This window comes from Micromonospora sp. NPDC005197 (assembly GCF_040608295.1).
Lineage (GTDB): Bacteria > Actinomycetota > Actinomycetes > Mycobacteriales > Micromonosporaceae > Micromonospora.
Genome location: NZ_JBEXHY010000131.1, coordinates 1 through 13,398 on the forward strand (window position 1 = coordinate 1; position 13,398 = coordinate 13,398).

At 69.1% G+C, this 13,398-nt stretch carries 10 protein-coding genes; 2 read left to right on the top strand and 8 right to left on the bottom strand.

All coding sequences use genetic code 11. The features are described 5' to 3' along the window. Nucleotides 1–186: 186 nt before the first annotated feature. Nucleotides 187–1,620 carry an RICIN domain-containing protein gene (locus ABZU46_RS27010; protein WP_354862140.1) on the bottom strand — a complete coding sequence of 478 codons (1,434 nt, stop codon included), beginning with the start codon at nt 1,618–1,620 and terminating at the stop codon, nt 187–189. A gap of 645 nt (nt 1,621–2,265) precedes the next feature. On the opposite strand from ABZU46_RS27010, the gene ABZU46_RS27015 reads away from it, so the two are divergent. Beyond that, entirely contained in the window at nt 2,266–3,567 is a 1,302-nt protein-coding gene (locus ABZU46_RS27015; RefSeq protein ID WP_354862154.1) for a ricin-type beta-trefoil lectin domain protein, read from the top strand. A 107-nt stretch (nt 3,568–3,674) separates the two neighbouring features. On the opposite strand, the gene iolB is transcribed toward ABZU46_RS27015, so the two are convergent. The 7 genes from iolB to ABZU46_RS27050 form a co-directional block, all read right to left on the bottom strand. Then, a complete protein-coding gene (gene iolB, locus ABZU46_RS27020; protein WP_354862155.1) occupies nt 3,675–4,499 on the bottom strand; it encodes a 5-deoxy-glucuronate isomerase in 825 nt (274 codons plus the stop codon). A gap of 45 nt (nt 4,500–4,544) precedes the next feature. Next, the gene (locus ABZU46_RS27025; RefSeq protein WP_354862142.1) at nt 4,545–5,729 is read right to left on the bottom strand and encodes a glycoside hydrolase family 88 protein; all 1,185 of its coding nucleotides are present in this window, start codon (nt 5,727–5,729) and stop codon (nt 4,545–4,547) included. An 84-nt stretch (nt 5,730–5,813) separates the two neighbouring features. Next, a complete protein-coding gene (locus ABZU46_RS27030; RefSeq protein ID WP_354862144.1) occupies nt 5,814–6,491 on the bottom strand; it encodes a hypothetical protein in 678 nt (225 codons plus the stop codon). 5 nt (nt 6,492–6,496) lie between these two features. Next, nucleotides 6,497–7,393, bottom strand: a complete 897-nt coding sequence (locus tag ABZU46_RS27035) for a carbohydrate ABC transporter permease (protein WP_354862145.1) — start codon at nt 7,391–7,393, stop codon at nt 6,497–6,499. Next, on the bottom strand, nt 7,393–8,256 hold the full coding sequence (locus ABZU46_RS27040) for a sugar ABC transporter permease (RefSeq protein ID WP_354862146.1): 864 nt from the start codon (nt 8,254–8,256) through the stop codon (nt 7,393–7,395). The genes ABZU46_RS27035 and ABZU46_RS27040 overlap by 1 nt, the downstream gene beginning before the upstream one ends. Nucleotides 8,257–8,372: 116 nt before the next feature. Continuing rightward, entirely contained in the window at nt 8,373–9,677 is a 1,305-nt protein-coding gene (locus ABZU46_RS27045) for an extracellular solute-binding protein (protein ID WP_354862148.1), read from the bottom strand. Between the two features lie 42 nt (nt 9,678–9,719). Then, nucleotides 9,720–11,714 carry a DUF2264 domain-containing protein gene (locus ABZU46_RS27050; RefSeq protein WP_354862150.1) on the bottom strand — a complete coding sequence of 665 codons (1,995 nt, stop codon included), beginning with the start codon at nt 11,712–11,714 and terminating at the stop codon, nt 9,720–9,722. A 468-nt stretch (nt 11,715–12,182) separates the two neighbouring features. Here ABZU46_RS27050 and ABZU46_RS27055 point away from each other — a divergent pair, with 468 nt between their 5' ends. Then, nucleotides 12,183–13,322 (top strand): substrate-binding domain-containing protein, encoded by a 1,140-nt coding sequence (locus ABZU46_RS27055; protein WP_354862152.1) that lies wholly within the window; start codon nt 12,183–12,185, stop codon nt 13,320–13,322. Nucleotides 13,323–13,398: the final 76 nt, after the last annotated feature.

Genomic DNA, 13,398 nt, shown 5'->3' on the forward strand with positions numbered 1-13,398 from the left:
TGTTGAACATTCAAAGGCCAGAGCGGGGGGGCCCCGCCCCACAAGACGGCCGGCGGGCGGGGGGGGGGCCCCCCGCCCCCCCCCCCCCGCGCCCCCCCCCCAACGGCGCACACCCCCGGCGCCGGTCACCAGCTCGGTACCGGGGGTGCGGGCCACCGTCAATCGGTCGTCGCGGCGAGACGAGCGTCAAACGGCCGTACGCGACCACTGCTGGTTGGCGCCGGTGTTGCACGGATACTGCTTGAGGATCACGCCGTCCGCCGTCGATGCGGCAGGTACGTCCACGCACTTGCCGCTGTGCCGGGCGCGGAGTTGGAAGTAGCTGCCGTTGGCGACCATCTGGAATTGCTGGTTGGTGCCGGTGCCACAGGTGTACTGGACGAGTTCGGCGCCGTCGGCGGTCGAAGCGCTCACCACATCGAGGCACTTTCCGCTGTGTCGGCTGATGATGCGCCAGTAGCCACTGCCGACGTCCTGGAACTGCCACTGCTGCCACGCGTTGCCGCCGTACGTGTACTGGCCGACCCGCGCGCCGTTGTCGGTGTTCGGTTGCTGGACGTCCATCGCCTTGCCACTGTGCCGCACGGTGATCCGGTAGAACGTTCCCGTCGTGGGCGGAGGCGTCGTCGGACCACCGTCGATGGTGTCGCCCCAGGCGTACCGGATCCGGTCGGCGCCGGAGGTGTTGCGGACGGTCAGGCTGAGGTTGGTGCCGCTGCCGCCGAGGGCGAACATCGAGTACCAGTCGTATCCGATGGTGCCCGGCTTGCCGCCGAGGGCGGGCCAGTAGGTGCCGCCCATCTGGTTGTCGCGCATGACCTGGGCCAGCGCGCGGATGTAGCGCACGAAGTTGTCGGTGCTGCCCGCGTCGGCGTAGTTGCGGCCGTCGTTCATGGGAGCGCCGAACTCGGTCGCTACCCCGCGGGAGGCGCAATTGCCCAGGCGGGTCTGGATGTGGCTGCGGAAGGCGTCGTAGGTCATCGCGCCGTAGAAGAACGCGTAGTAGTGGAAGGACAGCAGGGTCGAGTTGAAGCGGGTGTCGTTGCAGATGTCGCGCAGATCCTGGCTGAAGCCGGTGCCACCGATGAGCACCCGGCCGGGCACCGCCGAGTAGTGGTAGCTCAGCCAGTTCGCCGCGACGTCGCGCCACTCCGCCGAGCTGTAGCCGTGCGGTTCGTTCATCGGCTCGAAGTAGACGTTGGTGTTCGAGCCGTACGTGTTGGTCACCGTGGACCACATCGCGTTCCACGCGGCGAGGTTCGTGATCCTGCCGCCGGAGGCCGCGCCGTCCTCCCAGTAGGCGAGGATGACTTTGAATCCGCGGGCGGTCGCGGCGTCGATGGCGCCGCGGTACGCCTCCCACCACGCCGTTCCGACCGTGTGGGTGTTGATGGGCAGCCGGACGGTGTTGACCCCCATGGTGGAGGCCATGCTGTCGTAGAGGGCGTTGGCCTTGGCCCGCACTGTCGCGTTGCTGTCGGACGAGCTGAGGCCCTGCACCACGAGCGGGCCGGTGCTGAAGTTGTCACCCAGTACGGCCCAGTTCATACCGCGGAACTGGCTGGTGGCGGCGGTGGCCGGCGACGACGTGACGACGACGATGCCAACCAGCGCGGTCATCGCGCTCAGCAGAGCGATCAGGAGTCGGCGCAGCGACCGAGGGCTCCGCGACGCGTGGCCGTGAGACAGCCTTTTCCGTTTCATGACGGGTCCAATCGACATGGGTCCTTCTCCTTCGCGAAGGGCGGGCGACCGACCTAAATGTGAGCGTTAACAGCTCCGAGGGGGCGCGTCCCAGGGCCGCGCAGTGGGGAGCGGTGGGTGACCTGCCGTGCCGGTGTCGCCGACGAGGCAGACGCCATGTGTCCAGATCATTAAGTACGTGTTGCGGACAAGTGTTAGCGATCGCATCTGGGGTGTCAAGGCATCGGCGATGCTCGTTCGACTTGGCAGGACAGACGGCCGCGAAGGGTGAATCCACTCCGCGGGCCCACGTCGAGGCAATCGCGGACGTCATACGTCACACCATGATGCTAGTCTATGCACCGCAGGGCTCACCGCCAGCCGTCGCCCCGGCGACCAGAACCGGCCGTCGCGGCGTCGGCACCACCCTCGACGGTCTGTGAAGGACCGCCTCGCGGCTCCCGCGCCGGCCGGTGACGCCCCACGCCCACACCACCAATGGATCTTCGTCCACCACAAGGAGGCGCAGCTGTGCCACTTCGCAAACTCTCCAGCCCCTGGATAGGGGCCGCCATGGCGGTCATGGTTCTCGTCGCCGTCGGGGCGTACATCATCGTGGCTGGCGGATCGGCGGCCGCCGCCACCACCGCCGGCTGCGGCAAGGCGCCCGGACTGAACAGCGGCACCCACACGATCCAGAGCAGCGGAAAGAGCCGCAGCTTCATCCTTCGGCTGCCCGACAGCTACAACAACACCTATGCCCACCGACTGGCGTTCGGGTTCCACTGGCTGGGTGGCACCGCCGATCAGGTGGCGTCGGGCGGCACCGACGGAGCGGCGTGGGCCTACTACGGCATGCTCTCCCAGTCGAACAACACCACGATCTTCGTTGCCCCGCAGGGCATCAACAACGGCTGGGGCAATTCCAACGGTGAGGATGTGACCTTCACCGACGACATGGTCCGCGTCATCGAGAACGCCCTCTGTGTCGACACGACGCAACTCTTCTCGGTGGGATTCAGCTACGGCGGCGCGATGAGCTACTCGTTGGCGTGTTCCCGGCCCACCGTGTTCCGTGCGGTCGCGGCGATCGCGGCGCCCGGGGCGATCAGCGGCTGCAGCGGCGGCACCCAGCCAGTGGCGTACCTGGGGATCCACGGCGTCAACGACAACATCCCGAACGGACGGGCGTTGCGCGACAGGTTCGTCCGCAACAACGGTTGCGCCGCGCAGAACCCGCCGGAACCGAGGGCGGGCAGCCTGACCCACATCACCACCGCCTACTCGTGTCAGGCCGGCTACCCCGTGGTCTGGGCAGCGTTCGACGGCGGCCACCAGCAGGGTCCGGTGGACGGGTGTGCCGGCTGCGAGAGCGGCGCGCGGAGCTGGGTCAAGCAGGAGGTGTGGAGGTTCTTCACCCAGTTCGGCTCGACCGTGCCGCCCACCACTCCCCCGCCCACCACGCCCCCGCCGTCGAGCCCACCGCCCGGCCAGCAGAACGTGCTGATCGCGGGTAGCCAGTCCGGCCGGTGCATCGACATCCCCAACTCCAGCACCACCAACGGAACCCGCGCGCAACTGTGGGACTGTCACGGTCGCACCAACCAGCGCTGGACCCACACCGCGAGCCGCACCCTGACCGTCTACGGCAACAAGTGCCTCGACGCCAGCGGAGCGGGAAGCAGCAACGGCACCGCGGTCATCATCTGGGACTGCAACGGCCAACCCAACCAGCAGTGGAACCTGAACGCCAACGGCACCATCACCGGAGCCCAGTCGGGGCTCTGCCTCGACGCCGTCAGTTCCGGCACCGCCAATGGGACGCAACTGCACCTCTGGGCCTGCCACGGGGGCGCCAACCAGCAGTGGAGCACGCGCGCCTAGTGCCGCCTCAGGCAACGCTGAGCCTGTCGGAGACGCGCCGCTCGGGTCCTTTCCCGGGCGGCGCGTGGCCGTCCGGCTGTCCGGGTGGCCGAGTGGGGCAGCCATCGCTACAGGCCCACACTGCGCAGGGTCGGTACGGTCTGACCCACCCAGGCGAGCGCGGCGTCCTCGCGGGCGCCCTGGGTGCGTTGTGTGCCGGCCAGGAACCACAGGAAATAGGTGGTGTAGCCGGGCGCGCTGACCACTGTGTGGTACCCCTCGGGCATCATCTGCATCACATGCTCGCGGATGGTGACGTTCTCCTCGTACCCGTCGTCGGTGTAGACCCGGCTGATGCCGAACCCGTCCGCCGGGTTGACGCGGTAGTAGTACATCTCCTCGTGCGCAGCCTCGGCGGGCAGGTCGTCGACCTTGTGCCGGTGTGGCGGGTAGGTGCTCCAGTTACCCGAGGGCGTGTAGGTCTCGCCGACGATGAGCCGGCGGGCGGGCAGGTCCGGTTGCGAGACTTCGGTGAGGATCTGGTGGTAGGTACGGGCGAAGTTGGCCGCTCCCCAGCGGCCTGTCACGACCTGCTCCGGTGCGATGACATAGGGGTCGGTGGTCAGCTCGCTGGGGGCGCTGGGGAGGGCGATCTCCACGGCGGTGACCGCCTCGACGGTCACCGAGGAGCCGGCCGGGATGTAGACCGAGTGCGGCTTGCCGGAGAAAACGTCCGGTCGCTGGCCGACCTGCGGGAAGTGGCGGCCGGCGACGGTGAAGCTGGCCGTGCCACCGAGGATGACGGCCAGGATCTCCCGGTCACCGGACTCGCCGGTCCAGGACTCGCCGGCCGACAGCCGCAGCAGGGTGAAGTCCAGCAGACGGCAGGGATTGAAGGGCAGCGTGTTCCGGCCGTCGACGGCGGGAATCGCGCAGTGGTAGCGGTAGTCCATGGTCACCTTTCGGAGGATGCGGACGGTGCGGGTCGATCGCGGTGGTCACCAGGGGCTGGCCCAGCCAGGGATCGTGGCGCGGGTGAGGGCTTCGAGATAGAAGTAGTCGCCCCACAGGGTTCCCTCGTCGACGCCGATGCCCTTGGGTTTGTCGTAGACGCCGTGCAGGATCAGCGCGTTCGAGACCGGATGGCCACCGGTGGAGTAGTGGACGATGAGCGAGCGCAGGATCTCCGCGGCGGCTGTCCGGTACCGGTCGGCGCTGGCCGTGTCGGTAAGGCCGTCTGCCAGTTCGACCAGGCCGCAGGCGGCGATGGCCGCGGCCGAGCTGTCCCGCTCCTGGCCGCTGCCGTCGCCGAACTCCAGATCCCAGTACGCGACGTGGTCCTCGGGCAGGTGGGCGAGGAAGCGGTCGGCGCAGGTCCTCGCGGCGGCAAGCAGCGCCGGGTCGCCGACGTGCCGGTGGTTGAGGCTGAACCCGTAGATGCCCCATGCCTGCCCACGCGCCCAGCAGGAGTGGTCGGAGTGGCCCTGTTCAGTCTCCCCGCGTAGCGGCGCACCGCTGTCCGGGTCCCAGTAGAAGGTGTGGAAGGTGGTGCCGTCCGGACGCAGGATGTGCTGGCGAAGCTGAGCGGTGTGCCGGCGGGCCGCGGCGGCGTAGCGGTCGTCGCCGGTGGTCTGGCTGGCCCAGAAGAGCAGCGGCGTGTTCATGAGGCTGTCGATGATCGTGCGGCCACGTTGGCGGGGGTCGTTCAGGTCGCCCCAGGCCTGGATGATTCCGGCGGGTTCGAGGACGCGCGTCATCAGGTGGTCGGCGGCGGCGAGAGCGGCGCCTCGGGCCCGCGCGTCGCCGGTACGGCGGGCCGCGGTGACGCAGGCGAGGGTGTAGAGGAACCCGAGGTCGTGGGTGTCCAGGTCGATGCCGCGGGTCATCCGGGCCGCGAAACTGTCCACGTGGGAGAGCGCGGCCCGCCGGTGGCGCTCCGCACCGGTCAGATCATGTGCCAGCCAGAGCATCCCGGGCCAGAAGCTGGTGGTCCAGCCGACGTTGGCGCCCTCGGGCTGGCCTCCGCTCGCTGGCCGGAGCGGGTAGCGGTTGGCGGCGGTGGTGTCCGCGGGGTACCGGTCGCCGAAGGTGACGATGTTCGCGTCGACCGTGCGTATCGCGGCGGCCACCGCGGCCGCCGTGGCTTCTGCGTCGGAGCTGGGACGGACGTCGGTCGCCGTCATGGATGCTGTTCTCCCTCGTGGGTACGGTCCGGTGCCGGGCAGGTGCGTTGTCGGCGTCCCGGCTCGGTGGCCGGAACGCGGTGCTCAGGTGCTCTGCGGTGCGGTCGCCGGTGGGTCGAGGGCGGCGCGCAGGGTGAAGCGGCTGTTGGCCCATACGACGTAGAGCAGTGGCGCGGCGGCGAGGCCGAGCGCGATCGCGGGACGGGCCGCCAGGATCTGTGCGAGCAGCACGAGGACGAGGAGAGAAACGGCGGTGAGGTACCACCGGCGCACCGCCAGATACACGCAGGCGCGGGCCACCTCACGTAACCGCGCGGTGGGTCGCTCGGCGACGGTCACCAACCCCAGCAACGTGGTAGCGACGGTGAGGACGATCAGGGTCGCCAGCACCGGCAGGGCGAGTGCCCCGACCCGGTGGCCCCACGCGGCGCGGGCGTCGACGGCGAGCACGACCAGGGCAGCCACGGCTGCCGCCGTCCAGAGCATCGCCGGCCGGGCGGTGGCTCGCCAGGCGCGGCCGTAGGTGCGCAGCACGCCGCCGGTGTCGCCGGCCGAATAGGCGGACATGACCGCGAAGACCGCACAGAGCCCGGGCGCGCAGAGCGGGGCGGTCAGCGCGTACAGCGGCCAGGAGCGCGCCGCCTCGGTGGTGAACGCGAGCGTCACCAGTGGCAGGCAACCGAGCACCAGCAGCAGGTTGCTGACGAGCGCGACGTAGATCCCGTCGAAGACGGCGGCGATGGTGTTGTGGCGCGAACGCATGGGCCTCAACCCTTCAGTCCGGTCGTGGCGATGCCCTCGATGAAGTAGCGCTGGCCGAGCAGGAAGATGACAGCGACGGGCAGCACCGACAGCACGGAGCCCGTCATGATCAGTGCGTACTCGGCGTTGTACTGGGAGATGAAGGTGTTGAGACCCAACTGGATGGTGCGCAGCTCCGGACTGCGCAGGTAGATGAGCGGGCCGAGGTAGTCGTTCCAGGTGGTCACGAACGTCAGCAGGGCCAGGCTGGCCAGCGCCGGTCGGGACAGCGGCAGCATGATCCGTCGGTAGATGCCGAACTCGCTGAGCCCGTCCACCCGCGCCGACTCGCTCAGCTCCTCGGGGATCGTCTCGTAGAACTGCTTCATCAGGAACACGCCGAACGCGCCGAACGCCTGTAGCGCGACGATCGACCACAGCGTGTTCGACAACTGCAACTTCGACAGGAGGATGAACTGCGGAATCATGTACGACTGCCAGGGCACCGCGATCGTCCCGACGTACGCCAGGAAGAGCGCGTTGCGGCCGGGAAAGCGGACCCGGGCGAAGCCGTAGGCGGCGAAACTGCCGGTCACCACCTGGAGGAGGCTGACGACCACCGACAGCAGCAGCGTGTTTCCCAACCAGGTCGTCATGTCCGAGCGCTGCCAGATGTCGAGGTAGTTTCGCCACACCACGGGATCGGGGAGCCAGGTGATCGGGATGGTGAAGACGTCGCTGTTGGTTTTCAACGACGCCACCACCATCCAGTAGAACGGCAGCAGCAGCGCGGCCGCCGCGAGCACGAGGGTGGCGTACCCGACGAGCCGCCAGCCCCGGGACCGGACCGGTCGGCCGGGCGCGCTGCGGTTGCGGGGCGCGGCGACGGCCGGGGTGGGCAGGGAGAGGTCGGTCGCGGTCATCAGCTGTTCCTCCGCTTGTTGACCATGAACTGGATGACCGTGATGCTGAAGCAGATGGCGAACAGGACGATGGAGACCGCCGAGGCGTAGCCGAACTGATTCTCCTCGAAGCCCTTCTGGTAGATGTACTGCGAGAGCACCAGTGTCGACTGGCCCGGCCCGCCGCCGGTCATCACGAGGATGAGGTCGAAGACCTTGAAACTTTCGATGGTGAGCAGCACTGTGACGAAGAAGGTGGTGTGTCGTAACCCGGGGAGGGTCACGTGCACGAACCGCTGCCACGGTGAGGCGCCGTCGGTCTCGGCCGCTTCGTAGAGCTGGGCCGGGATGGTCTGCAGGCCGGCCAGGAACAGCAGCATGTAGTAACCCATGTACCGCCAGGTGCCGACGATGATGACCGCAGGCATCGACCAGGTCGACGACGTGGTCCAGCCCGGCGCATTGTCCACCCCGACGACACCGAGGAGGGCGTTGATCGGGCCGTACTCCGGGCTGAACAGCTGGTTCCAGACGATCGCGATCGCCACGATCGAGGTGATGTAGGGAAAGAAGGCGACGGTGCGGAAGAACCGTACGCCGCGCAGTTTGCGGTTGAGCAGCAGCGCCAGCCCGAGTGCCGCCGCGAGGGTCAGCGGGATGTGGAAGACCGTGTAGTAGACGGTGTTGCGCAAAGCGGTCCAGAAGCTCGCGTCGCCCCACATTCGCCGGAAGTTGGCGGTGCCGGTCCACTCGGCCACCCCGAAGACGTTCCAGTTTGTGAAGGCCACGTAGAACAGCACGACGACGGGGAGCAGGGTGAGCACGGCGAAGCCGACGAAGTTGGGCAGGATGAACGACCAGCCGGCGACAGTGTTGCGCGACACCAGCCGCCGGTTCCTGGGTCTCGTGCGCGGCAATGTTGCCATAGGGAGTCTCCGGAAGCGTTCGGCATGGTGGCGGGACCGGCGTGCGACGGAGGCGCGCCGGACCCGCCAACAGCTCACTGGTTGAGGACCTCGTTCTTGGCACGGGTCTGCGCCTTGCTCAGCTCCGCGTCGACGCCCTTGCTGTCGGAGAGGATCGCCGAGTGCGTCTCGTTGAGGAGGTTCTGCAGGCCGGCGGTGTGCTTCGACACCGGGTTCTCCGGCTTGATGGTGTGCGTGGTGTAGGCGAACTTCGACAGGTCGTCCTGCGGTACGCCGTCCAGCCCGAACAGCGTCGCGGTGACCGCGTCGGTGACCTGGGCCGGGGTGATGCCGATCGCGGCCAGCGCCTTGCCGGCATCCGGGCCGGCCGCGTACTGGAGGAAGGCCTTGGCCGCGGCGGTCTTGGACTTGCTGATCTTCGGGTTGATCCCCAGGCCGGTCGGGTCACCGAAGGTGACAGGCGTGGCGGAGGTGCCGGTGGTGGACTTGTCGAACTGCGGCGCCGGAGCAATCCCCCACTGGAACGTGTCGGCGTCACCGCTCTGTCGCTGGTTGAGCAGCGTGGCCACGTACCAGGTGCCCATCAGCAGCATCGCCGACTGCTGCTTGCCGAACTGCGCCTGGTAGGTGAGTTTGTTGGTCTTCGCGGTGCCGAAGGTCGGCTGCGCGCCGGCCGCCTGCAGGTCCAGTGACCGCTCGTAGTACGGCTTCAGGTAGCCGAAGTCCCCGGAGAGCAGGTCCGCGTTGGGGGTCTGGGCGAGCGCGAATCCCTGCACTGTCGACTGGAAGGTGTGCTGGTACGCGCCGGTCGCGTTCGAGCCGGCCCCCTTCAGCCCGGTGTGCAGCCGCTTCGCCGCGTCGGTGTAGTCGTCCCAGGTCCAGCTGCCGTCCGGCGGCGCCACCTTCGCCTTTGCGAACAGGTCCTTGTTGTAGAACAGCACCCACGAGTCCTGCCGGTACGGCACCGCGTACGCCTTGCCGTCCACCTGGTACGACGAGAGCGCCGGCACCGAGTCGAGACCGGCGGTGACGTCGGAGACATCGAGCAGCTGTCCACCGCTCTGGTACGTGTAGAAGTTCTTGAGGTTCTTCATCACGTAGACGTCCGGGGCGGTGCCGGCGGCCAGGTCCGTGATCATCTGGGTGTCGTAGTCGTTGCCTGGGGCGTACTCCTTGAGCTCCACCGTCACGTTCGGGTGGGTCGCCTTGAAGCCGTCGGCGAGCGTCTTGAACTCGGGCGTGGACGACAGACTCCAGCCAGCCAGGGTGATCGTCACCGGGGCATTGGGGTCGACTGGCTCGTCTCCGCCGCCGCAACCGGCGAGAACAAGCGTCAGGGCCGTCGCAGCGCTGATGACGGCCGGTATCGCACGCTTCATCCCTCTCTCCTTAGGTCAAGGGGCCCGGACGGGCCCGCACTGCTACCAGGACGCCTGGGTGGGCCTGGCATGCTCGGTGTCCAGACGGGTCGACGTGCCGATCCCGTCGGGCCAGTCGACCGCCAGGTGGAGACCGCGGCCGTCCTCGTCGGCCACGGCCTGGCCTACCTGCCCCACCGTGGCTGCCGGCACCGCGGACAGCTCGATGAAGGCCGCGACCCAGTCGCCCGGCCGGACGGGGTGGTCCAGCCAGGGCACTACCAGCCCGCCGGCCAGGGGCCCGCCGTGCGCAAGGGCGGTGGCACCGGCCGTTCCGTCCCCGCGAACGCTGTCGAGCCTGCTGGTCAGGCCGGCCCCGGTCAGGGCCACCGCCCGTTCGCCAACGGTTGCCGTCGCATCCCCGGCAATGGCCCAGCCGCCGATCCGCAGCCGCAGCGCAGCCGCTTCGACGCCGTCGGCGAGGTCGTCGACGCGGGTCAGACGTAGTTCCCAGGGGCCACGGACCAGCGAATACACAGTGAGGTGCCCGGCCGGTCGGGACCGGCCCACGCGGCCGCCGCCGTGATCGCGCTGACCCGGATCCGGGTCGACCCAGTGGGCGAGGGCACGTGACCCGGCCACGCCCACGCCGTCGGTGTCGACGTGCACGGTCAGCAGGCGCATGCCGGCGCGGTGGGTGACCTGGCCCGCGTGGTCGACGAGAGTGACGGACTGGTCGAGCGGGCTGGCCCAGCCGCTGTCGTCGAGGACGGGGCTGGTGGCGGTGGAGTAGCCCAGTCGCGCGTAGAGCGGGGAATCTGAGACGGTGGCGCCCTCTACAGCGTGGTCGGTGCCGTGATTGATGACCCGGACGATGCCGTCGGCACGGGTGCCGGAAACCAGCCAGCCTGGCGCGTGCACCGCCCGCACCGTGTCCCGCTCCTCGACTGGCAGCGGCTCCTCGGAGGCCGTCCACACCGGATGTTCGGCGGGTAGCGCGATGCCGAGCAGGCCCTTGCTGGCCCAGTAGGGCGAGCCCGGTCCGGAGTACGACTGCGCCAGTCGCGGCCACGACCGGTGCCAGCCGAGGGTGAGCAGACCTCGTTCGTCCAGGGCCCCGTTGGCGACGAAGTGGCGCACGATGCGGGTGGCCGCGCGACGCAACTGGCCGAGGCTGACCGAGGGCACGCCGGCGATCGCGCCGACCCAGAACGGCGCCGCCGCGGCGAAGCGGTAGATCAGGCTTCGCCCCTGGATCAACGGTGACCCGTCGGCGCCCACGAGCGTGACCGCGTCGCCCAGGAAGCGGTCGAGGCTGGCCAGGTCCCGATCGCGGCGCTGCTCGGCCAGGTCCGCGGCGCCGGCCATTCGGGCCCACAGCGTCGGATACAGGTGCAGGGCCCAGCCCACATAGTGGTCGTACGCGCGGTGCGGCCCGTCGGACATCCAGCCGTCCCCGCGGGCGAAGCCGTCGTGCGTGCTCAGGTCCGCGGCCATCTCGTCGATCGAGTACGGCCCACCCACCGAACGCAGGAACGTCTGTACGACCAGCCGGAACCACACCCAGTTGATCTGTGGATACGTGTCGTCGCCGACCGCCGGGCGCAGGTAGTCGACTACCCGCTCGTGCACCGCGGACGGCATCCGGTCCCAGATCCACGGGCGGGTCATGTCCAGGACCAGCGCGATGGAGGCGGCTTCCACCTTCGCCTGGGGGTGTTCGTCCAAGCGCACCCAGCGGTCGGGGGAGCTCGGATCGGTGCCGGCGGCGATGCCGGCCGCGTACCGGTCGACGAGCTCGTCCATGCCCACTCCCCTGGCCCCCGCGATGCGGAAACCGGCCAGGAGGAAAGTGCGGGCGAAACCCTCGAGGCCGTCGACGGCCCGCCCGTAACCGCCCTTTCGCCCGGGAAGACTGACGAGAGCGTGACCGGGCGACGCGAACGGCCGGACCGCGGCGAGCATCCGGTCGGCGAGGGCCAGCCAGTCGTCCCGGCTCCAGGTCGCGGCATCCGAGGCCGTCCCCGGCGTTGACCGGCCGGCCGTCCTGGACGTCATCCCAGATCCTGTCGCATCGATCCGTCTCCATGGAAGGTGGCGAGCGGCGCGTTGCCCGGAATGTGACGCTCCGGCATCCGCAGTGTTTCCGAAGTAAAACGCTCACATCAGAGCAAGTCAATGCTGTTCTCAAACCAGACGAACACATACGATCAAAAGGACACACGCCGTCACCGGGATCGACGGCGGCCGGAGCTACCGATGCCTGCCCACAAAACGGTCACACACCCCCTAATCATCCGGTCGAAGACCGGACCTCCGGCCCGTGACCCGGTCGACCCCCGCCGCACAGGGGACTCAGCGACGCCAGCAACGCCACAACTGATCTGATACGATCAGAATCGCTCACAGCTGCTCGGTCGGCCCGAGGGCCATAGCCGTCGCGCGCAGCCGCGTTCAACCCGGTCGGCAAGCTCGTCGTCACGGCGCGATACCTTTCGCCGCACGAAGCGTTCCTCGGAGGTCCCCATGACCAAGGACAGTCCTGTCGTCGCCACGGCGGAGACTTCCCGCGCGCCGCTTCAGGTCGCCCGCCGCCAGCAACTGTTGGCAGCCCTGCAACGCGACGGCTCGATGCGCATCTCCGACCTGTCGCACGTGCTGGGCGCCGCGCCGGTCACCATCCGGCGCGACATCGCGGAGCTCGCCGCCGAAGGGTTGGTTCGCCGGGTCCATGGTGGAGTCGCTCTGATCCTGCCGGACGACGTCCCGGCAGCCGAGGAGCCGCCCGACGCTGGCCTGAACCCGCTCGTCGGGCGCGCGGTCGGCATGCTCGTGCCCTCATTGGACTACTACTGGCCGGACGTGGCGCGCGGTGTCGAGGGCGCCGCCCGCGAGCTGGACATGCGTGTGGTACTGCGCGGCTCCTCGTACGACACCGAGGACGACCAGCCGCAACTGGCACGCCTGGTGGGGCGGATGGACGTGGACGCGCTGATCATCGCGCCGAGCATGGACGCGCCGACCGCCGAGCGCACCATCGAGTGGCTCGACCAGGTCGGCGTCCCGGTCGTCCTGCTGGAACGCACCGCCACGGTAGGCAGCCATCACGCTGTCATGGAGTCGGTGGTCACCGACCATGCGCTCGGTGCCGCCATGGCCGTACGCCACCTCACCTCGCTCGGACACCGCAAGGTCGGCCTGGTACTCGACGCCAACAGCCCCACCAGCCAGCACGTGCGGCGTGGCTGGCTCGACGCCACGACCGAGTGCGACCTCGACTCGAACGCGACAGTGGTGGCCGTGGTACCCGACACACGGTCACCGGAGCGGGACACGGTGCTCGACAACGTGCTCGACCGGTGCCAGGCGACCGGGACGACGGCCCTGCTGGTGCACGCCGACGCCGAGGCGATCGCGCTGGTGCAACACTGCGAGGAGCGGCACCTGTCCGTTCCCGGCGACCTCTCCATCGTGGCGTACGACGACGAGGTCGCCGGGCTCTTCAGCCCGCCGCTGACCGCGGTCCGACCGCCGCGACGCTCGATCGGACGGGCTGCCGTGCGTCTCGTCGCCGACCGGCTCGCCGACCCCGACCGCCCCACCCACCGGATCGTCATCAGCCCATCGCTGCGGGTCCGGGGGTCGACCGCGCGGCCACCCGCGTAAGGGGGCTTCCAGTCCCCGCCTGGGGAACGTTCAGCCAGTCGAAGACGCGCCGCTCGGGTCAGGTCCCGAGCGGCGC